The organism is Nonomuraea sp. NPDC050451 (assembly GCF_044458585.1).
On the sequence record NZ_JBITHZ010000032.1, the window covers coordinates 92,975 to 106,909 of the forward strand.

General features: G+C 69.1%; 13 protein-coding genes and 1 tRNA gene. 5 read left to right on the forward strand and 9 right to left on the reverse strand.

Features of this window, described 5'->3' with window-relative positions:
- The first annotated feature begins 285 nt into the window (after nt 1-285).
- On the forward strand, nt 286-1,023 hold the full coding sequence (gene pyrH / locus ACIBI9_RS51880; RefSeq protein WP_397234697.1) for a UMP kinase: 738 nt from the start codon (nt 286-288) through the stop codon (nt 1,021-1,023).
- A 22-nt stretch (nt 1,024-1,045) separates the two neighbouring features.
- Here the strand turns inward: pyrH and ACIBI9_RS51885 are convergent, their stop codons facing one another.
- The 4 genes from ACIBI9_RS51885 to ACIBI9_RS51900 form a co-directional block, all read right to left on the reverse strand.
- On the reverse strand, nt 1,046-1,942 hold the full coding sequence (locus tag ACIBI9_RS51885; protein ID WP_397234764.1) for an aminoglycoside phosphotransferase family protein: 897 nt from the start codon (nt 1,940-1,942) through the stop codon (nt 1,046-1,048).
- 145 nt (nt 1,943-2,087) lie between these two features.
- Nucleotides 2,088-5,228, reverse strand: coding sequence for a BTAD domain-containing putative transcriptional regulator (locus ACIBI9_RS51890; RefSeq protein ID WP_397234699.1), 3,141 nt, complete (start codon nt 5,226-5,228; stop codon nt 2,088-2,090).
- Between the two features lies 1 nt (nt 5,229).
- On the reverse strand, nt 5,230-5,427 hold the full coding sequence (locus tag ACIBI9_RS51895; protein WP_397234701.1) for a hypothetical protein: 198 nt from the start codon (nt 5,425-5,427) through the stop codon (nt 5,230-5,232).
- Nucleotides 5,428-5,924: 497 nt separating this feature from the next.
- Nucleotides 5,925-6,083 carry a hypothetical protein gene (locus ACIBI9_RS51900; protein WP_397234703.1) on the reverse strand — a complete coding sequence of 53 codons (159 nt, stop codon included), beginning with the start codon at nt 6,081-6,083 and terminating at the stop codon, nt 5,925-5,927.
- Between the two features lie 84 nt (nt 6,084-6,167).
- Between ACIBI9_RS51900 and ACIBI9_RS51905 the strand changes: the two genes are divergently transcribed.
- Nucleotides 6,168-7,154 carry a LysR family transcriptional regulator gene (locus tag ACIBI9_RS51905; protein ID WP_397234705.1) on the forward strand — a complete coding sequence of 329 codons (987 nt, stop codon included), beginning with the start codon at nt 6,168-6,170 and terminating at the stop codon, nt 7,152-7,154.
- A gap of 275 nt (nt 7,155-7,429) precedes the next feature.
- Nucleotides 7,430-8,665, forward strand: coding sequence for an MFS transporter (locus tag ACIBI9_RS51910; RefSeq protein ID WP_397234707.1), 1,236 nt, complete (start codon nt 7,430-7,432; stop codon nt 8,663-8,665).
- Between the two features lie 44 nt (nt 8,666-8,709).
- On the opposite strand, the gene ACIBI9_RS51915 is transcribed toward ACIBI9_RS51910, so the two are convergent.
- Nucleotides 8,710-9,027 (reverse strand): hypothetical protein, encoded by a 318-nt coding sequence (locus ACIBI9_RS51915; protein WP_397234709.1) that lies wholly within the window; start codon nt 9,025-9,027, stop codon nt 8,710-8,712.
- A gap of 413 nt (nt 9,028-9,440) precedes the next feature.
- Nucleotides 9,441-9,513: transfer RNA gene (locus ACIBI9_RS51920), tRNA-Arg, on the reverse strand.
- 223 nt (nt 9,514-9,736) lie between these two features.
- On the opposite strand from ACIBI9_RS51920, the gene ACIBI9_RS51925 reads away from it, so the two are divergent.
- Nucleotides 9,737-10,954, forward strand: coding sequence for a sensor histidine kinase (locus tag ACIBI9_RS51925; RefSeq protein ID WP_397234711.1), 1,218 nt, complete (start codon nt 9,737-9,739; stop codon nt 10,952-10,954).
- Complete coding sequence (locus tag ACIBI9_RS51930; RefSeq protein ID WP_397234713.1) at nt 10,951-11,583, forward strand: response regulator; 633 nt, start codon at nt 10,951-10,953, stop codon at nt 11,581-11,583. Before ACIBI9_RS51925 ends, ACIBI9_RS51930 begins: the two co-directional genes overlap by 4 nt.
- A gap of 77 nt (nt 11,584-11,660) precedes the next feature.
- Here the strand turns inward: ACIBI9_RS51930 and ACIBI9_RS51935 are convergent, their stop codons facing one another.
- Genes ACIBI9_RS51935 through ACIBI9_RS51945 form a run of 3 tightly spaced genes read right to left on the reverse strand, consistent with a single transcriptional unit; the run spans nt 11,661 to nt 13,852 of the window.
- A complete protein-coding gene (locus ACIBI9_RS51935; protein ID WP_397234715.1) occupies nt 11,661-12,857 on the reverse strand; it encodes a hypothetical protein in 1,197 nt (398 codons plus the stop codon).
- Between the two features lie 29 nt (nt 12,858-12,886).
- The gene (locus ACIBI9_RS51940) at nt 12,887-13,354 is read right to left on the reverse strand and encodes a SigE family RNA polymerase sigma factor (protein WP_397234717.1); all 468 of its coding nucleotides are present in this window, start codon (nt 13,352-13,354) and stop codon (nt 12,887-12,889) included.
- 39 nt (nt 13,355-13,393) lie between these two features.
- Nucleotides 13,394-13,852: a MaoC family dehydratase gene (locus ACIBI9_RS51945; protein WP_185069754.1), complete on the reverse strand. Its 459-nt coding sequence runs from the start codon at nt 13,850-13,852 to the stop codon at nt 13,394-13,396.
- Nucleotides 13,853-13,935: the final 83 nt, after the last annotated feature.

Consider the following 13,935-nt stretch of genomic DNA (forward strand, 5'->3'; position numbering starts at 1 on the left):
GCGCAATGCGATATTCGTCGGCCGGGCCGTTGCGTATCAGTGGAATTTTCTGACCTTTTCGGTCACCCCTCAGAAACGGGCGCGTGGCCAGGTATGAAAGAGGCACTCCTAAATTTCGTTTCATTTCACCGGGGAGCAGCTTCACCGAGGCCGCGGCCCTCCGCCCATTCCTCGACGCGCATGCGCCCGGCCGTCGAGCCTGGTGCTCACCGTCCTCCTACGGAGAGGTGCGCGCCTCGTATCCTTGACCGGGTCGCCGACCGCGCGGCCGTGAAGGGAACGGATGTGCCCCGTTATTCGCGTGTCGTAGTCAAACTGAGCGGCGAGGCGCTCGCGGGAGACGCCGGTTGGGGTACGGATCCCGCCAGCCTCGCCCAGTTGGCGGATGAGATCCTGTCGGTCCACGAGCTCGGCGTCCAGGTCGCGGTGGTCATCGGCGGTGGCAATTACTTCCGGGGCAGGATGGCCGAGGGATGGGGCATCGGCCGCGCAGAGGCTGACAACATCGGCATGCTCGGCACGGTCATGAACGCGCTGATGCTGCGTGGAGTGCTCACCGCACGCTCCAGGACGGACGTGCGGGTGATGACCGCGGTGCCCATGCAGAGCGTGGCAGAGCCGTTCATCCGGCTTCGCGCTGACCGGCACCTTCGTCGTGGGCTGATCGTGCTGCTCGCCGGCGGCATCGGCCAGCCGTACGTCACGACGGACTATCCTGCGGTCCAGCGGGCTCTGGAGCTCGATGCGGAGGCGCTGCTGGTGGCCAAGCGCGGTGTCGACGGCGTGTACGACAGCGACCCCAACGTCAACCCGGACGCGAAGCGGTACACCAACCTCACCTACCGAGAAGCGCTGGACGCCGGAGTGAGGGTCATGGATGAGAGCGCCTTCGTGCTCGCCAACGAGCAGAAGCTCCTCATGCACGTGTTCAACGTGGCGGCCACGGGCGTCATGAAGGCGATCTGCCAGGGCGAGGACGTGGGCACGCGGATCACCCACGATTCGACAGCCCCGCAGGTATGACGAGAGCAGCCCACATTCAAACTCAGACGGGCGATCGGTCTGCCAGGATGCGGTCCAGAGTGCGTCGGCCCATCCGGCTCATGGCCGGGTTGGTTTCGAGGTAGTACCAGACGAGGCCCATCGCCTGTTGGAAGGCCCACGCTTTGCCTCGCTCCCACTCAAGGTCGTCGCACCCGAGGTCCGTACGGAGCGCCTGCCGCGGCCCAGCCTCAAGCAGGTGCCACGCACTCACGAGATCCAGCGCAGGGTCGGCCGGCCCGAAGCCGCCGACGTCGAGAATCCCGGCCAGCCGACCCGCGGACACGAGCACGTTGCCCGGAATGAGATCACTGTGGGTCATCACGTCGGCGGCTTTGCGCGGCAGACTTCGAAGGTCTTCCCACATCCGGCGAAGCCGGCGAACGTCGAGGAGCTGTTCGCTGTGCTCGAAACAGGTCTCCATCCACGCGTCATGGGATTGAAGGTCGCCTCCCCGGCCGTTGCCGGCAAACGTGCGGCCACGCGTGTCGATCGCGCGCAGGTCATTGATGAGATCGGCCAGGTCGTGGGCAAACGCGACCGATTCGCCCGGGTCCTCGTCCATGGCCACGGTGCCGGGCAGCCAGGTCTGCACCGACCACGGAAGCGGGTATCCCGCGCCGGGCTCGCCGAGCGCGACGGGCTCGGGCGTGCGGAACCGCGTGCGACCTGCCAGCTCGCGGGCAGCTTCCGCTTCGGACTCCAGCCAGCCGCGAATCGAGTCGACGTGCCCGGCCTGCAGAGGGAACCGAGCTGCGAGGCGGTCGCCGATGCGAAAGATGGCGTTGACCGTCCCATGAGCCGCGATGCCCGTGACCGGCAGGCTCCGCCACTCGGGGAACTGTTCGTCCACCAACGTGCGCACCGTCTCCGGTGACACCGTCAGCTGGTTGGCGTGCATATCCACGCTGGAAGCGTTCCGCGTCTCCGCCTTCTCCCGCAACGCCTTTTCGGCCCGTAAGGCAGCGCGCCGTCGACGGGCTCGGCCATCACGGCGATCGCCTGGTGTCCCATGTTGATCGGCTACTTTTGGGCGCGCGCGTCGTTCACGAAGCGAGCGTGATCTCGGCCAGTTCCCGCCAATCCCGCCGCTGCCCGTCGCGGGTCGCCTCGGTGAAGGCACTTTCGCCGAGGCGATTCCGCGTCTCCGCGGCGATCCTGGAAGCATCCGGCTGCGAACGATCCGGCGTGCCGCGTACGCCGTCGCTTGCCGCGAGCAATCGTACGGCCTGCTCGTACTGCCCCTGGCGCAGCGCGAGATCCGCGATCCCGATCAACACCTCGGCGGTCGCCGGTGGAAACGCGTGCTCCACGGCCACGTGGAACGCTTCGGTCCGATACGCGCGGGCCTGCTCGAGATCCTCGGTGAGGTAGCCGTACAGGTCCAAGGTCTTGGCGCGGATGGAGCCGACCCGTTCCGCGTCGCCCAGCACCTCCCGCACCGTGGCCAGGTGCTCGTGTACCTGGTCCGGCTCGCCGCGCCAGCGCGCCAGCTCCGCCCTCGAAAGCGCCAGCTCGGCCAGCGCGTCCGGCCACGCGATCCCGCCCGCGCACCGCTGCGCTTCTGCCATGGCGGACGTGCTGGACTGCTCATCGCCGAGCAGCCAGTACAGCCGAGACTGCCGCGCCCGCAGGCCGATCACGTCCTCGGTCGCGCCTATCTCGGTCAGCGCCACAGCCGCCTCTTCGTAGTGCTCACACGCGCGTGCGAGCTCGCCGCGCATCGCGAGCCGATCGGCCAGGAAGGTCAGCGCCAACGAGATCCCCCACCGGTCACCCAGCGTGCGGAACTCGGCAAGGGCGCTCTCGGCGTCGATGTCCACGTCGGTCTCGTCGCCGCCGAGCATGAGCCGGAATCGGCCACGAGTGAGCCTGGCCTGCGCGCGTACCCATGGATCGTCGTCGGCGATGAGCGGCTCGATCGCGGGCAGGAACTCCATCGGGCCCTGCAGCATCCGCTCCAGCAGCGCGACGAACCCGAGCAGCGGGTGACGATACCCACTGCGCTGGGACAACCGGTGCGCCTCCTCGATCCACTCCCGCGCGTGATACTGATCGCCGCCGACCCCGGAGCTCAAGAAGATCGCCACGATGAACGACGCCAACGCCCGCGCCTCATCGGACACCTCACCGGGCAGCGAGGCTGCCGCGATGCTCAACTCGGTGCCCTCGGCCCTGTGCCGGCTGAAGTAGTACCAGCCCGCGGCCCCGACCAGCCGCATCGCCTCCTCGGCCCATCCCTCGGCGATCGCCCCGCGCAGAGCCGCGCTGATGTTGTCGTACTCCGCCTCGAGCCTGGACAACCATTCCAGCTGCTCGGCCCGACGCAGGTTCTGATCGGCCGTCTCGGCCAGCTCGGTGAAGTACGCGAGGTGCGCCCGGCGCGCCGACTCGGTTTCCCCGGCTTCGGCGAGCCGGTGCGCCGCGTACTCCCTGATGGTGTTGAGCATCCGGTAGCGCGGCGTGTCGTCGCCGTCGGCGAGCAGCAGCGACTTGTCAATCAACGCGGTGAGCACGTCGAAGACCTGCTCCCCGGCGGACGCCTCGCTCCCGCACACCCGTTCGGCCGCTTCCAGGCTCGCCCCGCCGGAGAACACCGAGAGCCGCCGCAGCACGCCACGTTCGGCCTCGGTCAACAGGTCCCAGCTGTAGTCCACGACCGCGCGCAGCGTCTTGTGCCGGGGAAGCGCCGTACGGCTGCCGCCGGTCAACAGCCGAAAACGGTCATCGAGCCCGCGTGCCAGCTGATCGACGGACATGGTGCGCAGCCGTGCCGCGGCCAGTTCGATCGCCAGCGGCATCCCGTCCAGCGCCCGGCAGATCCACGCCATGGTCGACAAGGTGTGCGCGTCGGAGCCGATGTCCTTGCGCACCAAAACCGCGCGATCCCGCAGCAACTGCACCGCGGACGAGGACCCGACCTCGGAGGGGTCTGCTCCCTCCGCGGGCAGCGCGAGTGGCTCGACCCCCCACAGCACTTCCCCGAAGATACCGAGCGGTTCCCTGCTCGTGGCCAGGATCCGCAGCCTCCGGCACTCCCCCAGAAGCCGATCCGCGAAAGCCGCGGCCGCCTCGATCACGTGCTCGCAGTTGTCCAGGATCAGCAGCATCGTGCGCTCCCGGAGCGCGGCGATGAGCCGATCCATCGGTTCCCCGCCCCGCGTACCGCCGAGCAGTGCCTGGTCACGCAGGCCGATCGCGGTGAGGACGGCCTGCGCCAGCTCACCGCCTGCCCCCACCGAGGCCAGTTCGACCAGCCACGCCCCATCCGGCAGCTCGGTGAGCATCGTGCGCGCGGTCTCCGTGGCCAGCCTGGTCTTGCCGGAGCCACCCGCCCCCGTCAAGGTGACCAGCCGGTGCCCGATGGCCAAGACGGCGACCGCGGAGATGTCATTGTCCTTGCCGACGAAACTCGTCAGCTCGGCCCGCAGGTTCGTCCTGCGGTTCTCCGCCCGCTCGCCCAGCTCGCCACGGAGCAACGCGGTGTGCAGCGCGGAGAGCTCGGCCGACGGATCGGCACCCAACTCCTCAGCGAGCCGCTCGCGCGTCCGCTGGTACAGGGTCAACGCCTCGTTCCCGCGCCCCGCCTCGGCGAGCGCCCGCATCAAGGCCGCCACGAACCCCTCCCGCAGCGGGTACGTGGCAACCAGCTCGGTCAGCTCGGAGAGCAACTCCGAGCCATGGCCGAGGCGGATGTCCGCATCCACCCGATCCCCGAGCGCGGCGACGTAGAGTTCGTTCAGACGCGCGACCACGGCATCGAACGCGTCGCTGCCCTGCAGCGCGATGTCCGCCATGGCCGTACCGCGCCACAACGCCAAGGCGGAGCGCAGCAGATCCGCCCGCGCCGCAGGCTCGGCGGCACGGGCCTGACCGACCAGTTGCTCGAACCGGCACACGTCCACGGCATCAGGAGCCACGGCCAGCCGGTATCCGCCGGAATCCGCCTCGATCACACCGTCCGGCAACACCCTGCGCAGCCTGGACACCAACGCCTGCAAGGCGTTCACTTCGTCCGCGGGCGGCTGTTCCCCCCAGATCCAGTCCACCAGCCTCGTACGCGTGACGATCCGGCCGGGCTCGAGGGCGAGCGCGGCCAGCAGCGCGCGCAGCCGAACTCCGGGAACCTCCACCACGGCCCCATCACGGTTGCGGACCTCGAACGGTCCGAGCAATTCGACTCGCACATCAGTAATTGTGCCGAACTGTGGCGACGACTCCGGCCACTCCTGGCAATCCGCGCGCGCTGCCTCGCCCGTGGGCCCGGTCTTCCCGCGCGGCGTACCGGTCCCCGGCCGCGAGAATGTCGCTGACCAGGGACGTGAACACGCGGTCCGCCGGGAGCCGGTCAGCGCCGGCGGCCAGGTCGAGGAGTGTGCGGAGCATCGGCTGGATTTCGGCCCTCGATGCGGTCGGTGGAGCCAACCCTTGCCTGGTGCACTGGGTGGATGATCGGGACGGCACTGTGGGAGCGGCAGCTCCACTCTTGTGGCCTCGGCTGCGGCGTTCGTCGGCGGCGTGGTGTGGTTCCGCGAGCGGCGGGGCGGTTATATCGCCGTCGCCCCGAAGACGGATCGGCATTGTGGACGTTGGATGTCGGGCAGCCATTCGCCGACGGGGTGGGGCGAAGCCGCGAGGGGTTCGTGATGGCCGGCGAAGGCGGCGTGCTATTTCACCTCCGGTCCGACGGGCACGTCCTGGAGCGGTCCTCGTCGGCCCGCGCCCGGACTAACGGGATCTGTCCCCTTTGGGTAACTCGCACATCCACCTGCTCGACTTCGAAGTCCGAACGCGGCGCTCAATTCACGTCCGGTGGCCCGATCGCCTACGTGAGCGGTGGCCTGCCGCAGATGCCCATGCCCGGCCGTGAATCGTCTGGTCGTTCACTTTCTGTGCCTCGGCTTCTTCTTCGTCCACTCCGTGGGCGTCCCGCTTGTGACGTTCTGAGCTGTCAGCCCCGGCGGGTGGACCAGGCTCAGGAGGACGCCGATCTGGGTGGGCGATAGCGGCATGCTGCTGAGCAGCTCTTTCATGGGGATCATGGGTTCAGCCTGATGGAGATCGCGACGCGGGGTCCAACACCGGAAAGGCCGGGATCAACGCGGATCTGTTGTTAATGTTGCCGCGTGGACCTGCATCCCCGGCTGCTCAGGGTGTTCGTGACCGTTGCCGAGGAGTTGCACTTCGGCCGCGCCGCCACCCGGCTGTACGTGGCCCAGCAGGCGCTCAGCCGCGACGTGCGGCGGCTGGAGGAGCAGCTCGGAGAGGCGCTGTTCATCAGGTCCACCCGGCGGGTGGAGCTGACTCCGGCGGGAGCGCGGCTGCTGTCCGGGGCCAGGCGGCTGCTCGCGCTGCATGACGAGCTGGTCGCGGAGGTCTCCGGCGCTCGGGGGCCGCTGCTCGTCGACGTCAACATGCAGGGGCACGAGCCGCCGCAGCCGCTGGTCAGGGCCAGGGAGCTGGCGCCCGGAGTGGAGATACTCGCCCGCTTCCACGGCGGGCTGGCCTCGGGGGCCGCCGCCATGCGGGAGGGGCGTCTCGACGTGTCGTTCGGCCGGTTCGCCGGACTGCCCGCTCACATGCGCAAGGGGCTGGCCCAGGTGCCCGTGCGGCTGGATCCGCTCGCCGTACTGGTGCCCGAGGACCATCCGCTGGCCGCGCTGGAGGAGGTGCCGCTCGGCGTGCTGGCCGGCTTCCCGCTGGACGCGATGGCAGGCAATCCCGCCACCACCGAGTGGGCCGACCTGGGTGAGCGACTGGCAGAGGAGTTCGGGCTCACCCTGGCCACGCCACACGCGCCGCCGGTCGGATCCCACGAGATGGGCCTCTACCTGCAACGGCACCGAGAGCCCGTGCTGGCCACGGCGAAGATCGGCGGGATCCCCGGCGCCGTGGTGCGGCCCCTGGTCGATCCCGTGCCGCTCACCCTGGAGAACCTCGTCTTCCCCGAGGGCCTGCGGCATCCGGGTCTGGACGCGCTGGTCCAGGCCGTGACGGAGATCCGAAGCGTGGAGCGCTGGCTGCGCCGGCCGCCGCACTCCTGGCTGCCCGAGGTCGACGAGGCGCTGCTGCGGCGGTCTGGACATGGTGACGGTGATGGCCGGCGGTTCTGAGGCGTTCCATGGCCTTACGCATGCTCGTTGAGCTGCGGAAGAGTGCGCGCGTGTTTGCGGTCGTCGCGGCCTCCCGATACGGTGGCGGCCATGTCCTCACCGCGTAAGTCCTAGCTGTCCAGCTCCGGCACGCGGGTGGAGTCTGCCCTTTTCCTGGCGGCTCCTGGTGGTCACTTCCCCTGTCAATCACGATGTTGCGCATCGTGTGGTACCCGCGTGCCTGTCGAGCCCGTGACGGCGCGCCGTGTCGGCGCATTCATCGACAGGACTTCACCATGGACGACCTCACCTCGACGCCGCCTCGCAGCCTGTGGCGGCAGCACGACTTCCGGCTGCTGCTCGGCGGGCGGCTGGTCTCACAGCTGGGTGACCAGCTTCAGTCCCTCGCTCTGCCTCTCCTCATCGTGGCCCTGACCGGGTCCTCAACACAGGCCGGCATCGTGCTCGGCCTCCAGACCATCGCCTACCTCGTCTTCGGACTCGTGGCTGGCGCCCTGGCCGACCGCTGGGACCGCAAGACCACGATGATCTGGTGCGAGATCGGCCGCGGAACCCTGACCGCCACCGTCCCCATCGCCGCGGCCTTCGGGGTGCTGGGCATGCCGCAGTTGTACGCCATCGCGGTCCTGAACGGCGTGCTCAGCACCCTGTTCGGGGCAGCGAACAGCTCGGCGCTCCCGAACATCGTCACCAGGACCGACCTCTCCAGCGCACTCGCAGCGATCGGGGCGATGTCCAGCACCCTGCGGATCGTCGGCGCCTCCCTGGCCGGCCTCGCCTACGCCCTGGGCCGGATGGTCCCGTTCGCGTTCAACGCCGTTTCGTTCCTGGCCTCGGCCGCGGCCCTGCGCGCCATCCGCACCGGCTTCCAGCAGGAACGAACCACGGCCACAGCAACGCCGCGCGACCTCCTGGCCGGCATCGGCCATGGCCTGTCCTGGCTGTGGCGCAAACCTGTGATTCGAACGCTGGCCCTGCTCGATGCGGGAGACAACCTGCGTTACGGCGCCGGCTACCTCCTGATCATCATGCTGGCCCAGCACCTGCACGCCAACCCCACGCAGGTAGGCATCGTCTTCACCGGCGCCGCCATCGGCGCCCTTCTCGGGAGCCTACTGGCGCCTGCGCTCACCCGCCGATTTCCACTCGGGGCGCTGTCCATCACCATGTTGTGGGCCGAGGCCCTGGCCTTCCCCTTCTACGCGCTGGCACCGACGTGGTGGCTGCTTCTGATCGTGGCGTTCGCCGAGTCGGTGGTCTCGCCGATCTACAACGTCGCCCTGGACACCTACCGGCTGAGCGTCACCCCCGATGCTCTCCGCGGCCGGGTCACCAGCGCGATCGACACCCTCACCAGCGGAGCCGCCGCGATCGGGACCATGGCCGGCGGTGCCTTGATCGCCTTGTTCGGGGCGCCGACACTGACCTTCGTCCTGGCCGGATGGCTCACGTTCCTCGCCCTCGCAGCGACACTGAGCAAAACGGTCCGCACGGCCACCGCGACAGACTGAAAGTCGAACTTCGGGGGGCGAGTGAGGCGGAGACCGGCAGCTCTCTACGGTTCTTCACACAGCACCTCAATCAAGGCCGCGCCTCGTTGTTCGCGACGCGCCGGCCGGGCCTCGTGCCTGGCCGGCGCGTTCGCGTCGCGCTGTATCCGCTGTGAGACAGGGCTGATGAAGTCCTGCCAGTCCTCGGGGATGTCCTCCTCCCGCGCGCAGTACTCCAGCCAGCCCGGCGGCAAATCGGGATCGCTCTCCCAGTTGGAACTGCAACCCCAGCGCTTTCCGGGGACGGTGACGCTGAAGCCCGTGACGTACTCACCGTTGACCGCGTATTCCAGGTCACGCGGCCCGTTCAGGTCCCAACCCACCCGCAGCGCCCGCCGTACGAGAGATCCCGCAGAACCCGGTCGCAATCGAACCCCGCACCCGCCCAGGTGCACGGGATCGCGTCATCCACATCCGCCACCGGTACCCCCCAGGCGCCGGGCGGCCCCCCACACCTCCAGATCCTCCATCCACGCGGACATGCATCACTCGCCCATGCTGTAGGACCGGACGAGGTGCCGAAGATGCTCACTCCCCGCCCGCTCAGCGCTTGTTCCCGAGGCGCCACCCGACGGTCCATGATCGGTGCCGCACCGCGGCTCTCGCGACCCGGAGCGAATGCTGGGCCAGGCGCTCCGCCTGGAGAGACACCGAACAGCAGCAAGATCCCGAGATCGTCCCGACAAACACGAAGGCCCGCTCCAGGTTGTCCCTGGTGGCGGGCCTTTCTACTGTGCGCGGCCGACAGGAGTCGAACCCGTAACCTTCTGATCCGTAGTCAGATGCTCTATCCATTGAGCTACGGCCGCTCGCTGCGTAAGCAAGCATAGCGGGTTCTGAGGAGTACCTCGAACCAGATATCGCAATCATCGGCCCACCTCCTCCATCTTCCCCGGCTGTCACGGCCACGCAGGCCCCGGCCGGCGGGGTGATCTCGCTGGTTGGCCGGGGGTGGCGGTACATCGAAGGGTGTATCCACAGGCGGGTCCCGCGCAGGAGGGAACTGGGCGTGCGGGGTGGTGAGATGGGGGCATGAAACGGGTGGCGTTGGGGGCCGGGGTGGCCTTTGCGATGGGGGTGGTTCTCATCGCTGGTGGGGCCGCGCTCCAGCGTGGCGTGCCCGTCTGGCTGCTGTGCGTGCCGTTGGCGATCACCTGTGCCGGGGTGCTGGTGCGGCAGCGGGCGCCCCTCGCCTCGCTGGGGCTGGGGGTCGTCGCGATCACGATCGACGCGTTCGTGGGGCCTTCGCTGGCGACGGTGCTGATTTTTACTGACAACCTCTATGCCGCGGCGCTTTATGGGCCGGCTCGGTTTGCTCGGTGGCTGCTGGGGATCACCGCCGTGCTGGCGGTCGCGGCCGGGGCCGTGGCCGGGTTCCTGGCCGAGGACTGGAGGCTGCTCGCTGTCATGGGGGTGCAGGCGGGGCTGGTGCTGGTGACGCCTGTCACCACTGCGCTGGTGTTGCGGGAGCATCGGGATCGGGCGGCGGCGGAGCGGGAGCGGGCCGAGCAGGTGGCCCATCTGGCCGAGCTCGACCGGCAGGCGGCCGTCGCGGCGGAGCGTACGCGGATGGCTCGTGAGCTGCACGACATGATCGCGAACCATTTCAGCGCCATCGCGATCCAGTCCACCGCCGCGCTTTCGCGAAAGGATCTCGACCGGGCGACCGTTCGGAAGGTCATGGAGTCCGTACGGGAGAACAGCGTGAAAGGGCTGGCCGAGATGCGGACGATGATCGGGCTGCTGCGGCAGGAGGGCGACGATCCCGCTGAGGCCATGCGGCCTCGGCTGGCCGATGCGGAGACGTTGGTGGAGCGGGTCACGCGGGCCGGGTCGGCCGCCGAGCTGCGGGTCGAGGGGGAGCCGCGGGAGCTGCCCGCGCCCGTTGATCTCGCCGGATACCGGATCCTGCAGGAGGCGCTCACCAACGCGCTCAAACATGGGGAGCCGCCCCTCCGGGTCGTCATCACGTACGAGGCGGGGCGGGTTCTGATGAGTGTCGAGAACGCGGTCGGCGGGCGGGGGGCGCGGCTGCCTGGGGCTGGGGCGGGGCTGATCGGGATGCGGGAGCGGGTCTTGTTGGTGGGTGGTTCTTTCGAGGCCGGGGCTTCGGGGGACGGTGAGCTGTGGCGGGTGTCGGCTGAGTTGCCCACCGGTGATGAGCAGACGGTGCCGTACGCGGCCGTCCTGGGCTTCGGTTCCCGGGAAAGGGAGTTCGGGGTCGAGGCGCGGCCGGAGGGGGCGCGGTGACGATCAAGGTGCTTGTGGCCGACGATCATGCGGCGGTCCGGGCGGGGATCGTGCTGATTCTGGACGGGGTCGAGGACATCGAGGTCGTGGGTGAGGCGGCGGACGGGGAGCAGGCCGTGGCCATGGCCCGGGAGGTGCGTCCGGACGTCGTGTTGATGGATGTGCGGATGCCGCGGCTCGACGGCATTTCGGCTACCCGGGAGCTGGCGGGGGTCAGCGATGTGCTGATCCTGACGACGTTCGATCTTGACGAGTACGTCTTCGGGGCCCTGCGGGCGGGGGCCGCCGGGTTCCTGCTGAAGAACACCGATGCCGAATCGCTGGTCGAGGCCGTTCGGCTGGTGGCGCGCGGGGATGGGCTGATCTCGCCCGGGGTCACGCGGAAGCTGATCGCGGCGTTCGCCGGGCAGGCGCCGCGGAGGGAGCCGGTGACCGGTCCGGGGAGTTTGACGCCTCGGGAGCGGGAGGTGCTGGCCTGCATCGGGCGAGGGTTGTCGAACGCCGAAATCGCCAGAGAGCTGGACATGGCGGAGGCCACGACGAAGACGCATGTCAGCCGGGTGCTGAACAAGCTGGGGTTGAAGAGCCGGGTGCAGGCCGCGATCTACTACTCGGGGGAAGGGAGGTAGAGGGCACCTCCGTTCGAGGCGGGCCTGGACCCGGATCTCGCGGCCGAGTCCCCGTCCGAGGCGGCTCTGGAGGGGAGTCACCGGGGCATGGCCGCCACGTTCAGGACTATGTACTCCTTGGCATCCTCCACCTTGTCCCCGGTCCACCAGAAGCGCGTGGTCGAAGGCGAGGTCGAGTATCCGTATCCCACCATGCCGTCCCCTGCGGCGTACGGCCTCTCCCCGAGCTTGGCAATTACCCCGGTCTCGAAGTCGTACACGATGGCCAGCGGCACCCCCCGCTTCATCGGCTCATCCAACGCGCGGAAGATCGCATAACGGTCACCCAGCAGCCCCATCCTGGAGGATCCCATGTGCCCCAGTTCCTGAGGCAGGGTGTGCCGCTCGGACCCGTCCACCCGCTGCACGATCACGCGCTCTCCCCGCCCTCCGGCGCACCACTCCGGATGGCACTGCATCACCCCTACTCCGTCGGGCACGGAGACCTCGATCGACTCGCCGGTCTCCAGGTTGACCACCCGGTTCTGGACGCCGCGGCTGCTCATGCCCGCCGCCCAGGGCCAGTAGGTCAGCCGGAGCCCGGCGGTGCCGGGCAGGAGCTGAGGGGTCCCGCCGGTCACGGGCATGCGGTAGACGCCGCCTCCTTCTCTGACCGACCACACGAGGACGTCTTCCGTGATCCCGAACGACTCGATGTCGTGCGCGGCCTCGCCGACGCGTCTGGCCGCGCCACCCGCTCGGGGCATGATCCAGAACGCTATCGGCCCGCCGAGGACCGGCCCCGTGTACCAGGCGATGTACTGCGTTCCCACCGCCACGTACCGCAGGTCCTGGGCCTCGGGGACGGAGCCCAGGATCCGGATCGTGCCGCGCGCCGAGTCGTACACCTCCAGCCGCCGGGCCTTCTTGGACTTCGCCAGCAGCAGCACCTCGGTCGCGCCCATGCTGGTCGCCACCTGCGTTCGCCAGCCCTCGGAGTCGTAGGCGGGCACTTTGACCACGGCCTGCGGCCACAACTCGGCGGCCGACTTGATCGAGTCCCAGCCGTGCAGGACCGTCGCGGGCTCGGCCCGGCGGTGGTCGTCCGAGCGTGAGACGACCGCGGCCGTACCCGCCACGACCGCCACCACCGCCGCGGCGGCGAGCAGCACCCGCACGCGCTGCTTGGTACGCCGGGCGCGGCGCCGGTGGGCCACGCCGTCCGCGAGATCGCGGTGTTCGACCTGGACGGCCGCCGCACGCAGGGTCCGGACCAGATCGCGCTCGTCCCTCACCGCGTCACCACGCCTTCCCGAAGCCCCGCTCATCGCGCCTCCTGCAGCACTCGCTTGATCCGGAGCTTGTCCAGGGCGCGGGCCGCCTGGCTGCGTACGGTGCCGCGGGAGACACCGAGAATCTCGGCGATCTCTTTGTCCGAGAGGTCCTCGTAGTACCGGAGCACGAGTACGGCTCGCTGCTTGCGGGGGAGTTCCTGGAGCTCGGCCCAGAGGTCGGCGTCGCCGTACCGATCGAGTTCGCCACGCTCGGGGACGACGGCAACCAGGTCCTCCCGGCGCCGCCGGCGCCACGACCTGATGTGGAGCCTGACCATGGTCGTGCGGACGTACCCCTCGGGGTCGTGCTTCTTGCGCACGCGGGGCCAGGCGTCACCCAGCCGGGCCAGGGCCTCCTGTACGAGATCGGCCGCGTCCTCGGAATTTCCGGCCAGCACGAAGCCGTACCGGAGCAGCGCGTCGCCCCGGGCTCGGACGAACTCGTCGAAATCCTCCACGAACCCAGGGATCACACGGGAGGCGCTTCTGTTGCAAACCTACTCGGCGGGAACGTACAGGCTCAGTGTCTCGGCGATGCAGGCGGGCCGCTTCTCGCCCTCGATCTCGATCGTCATCTTCAGGTTGGACAGGTAGCCGGCCGGGGTGCCCTTGACGTCCGTCAGCTCGCCCACGGCCCTGATCCGGGCGCCGACCATGATCGGCCGGGGGAAACGGACCTTGTTGAGGCCGTAGTTGACGCCCATGGCGATGCCCTCGACCTTGACCATCGAGAACATGAACGACGGCAGCAGCGACAGGCTCAGGTAGCCGTGGGCGATCGTGCCCCCGAACGGCCCCTCCTTGGCCCGCTCCACGTCGACGTGGATCCACTGGTGGTCGTCGGTGGCGTCGGCGAAGAGGTTGACCTGGTCCTGGGTGACGGTGCGCCACTCGGTCGGGCCGAACTTCTCGCCGACGGCCGCCTTGAGCTCCTGAACATTCGCGAAGGTCCGCATGGATCCGAACGCTATTGCGCGGGCGGGACACCTGCCAAGTTCAGGACTCGCCGGGCCCACCACGGGTTACGAAGATCTTTACT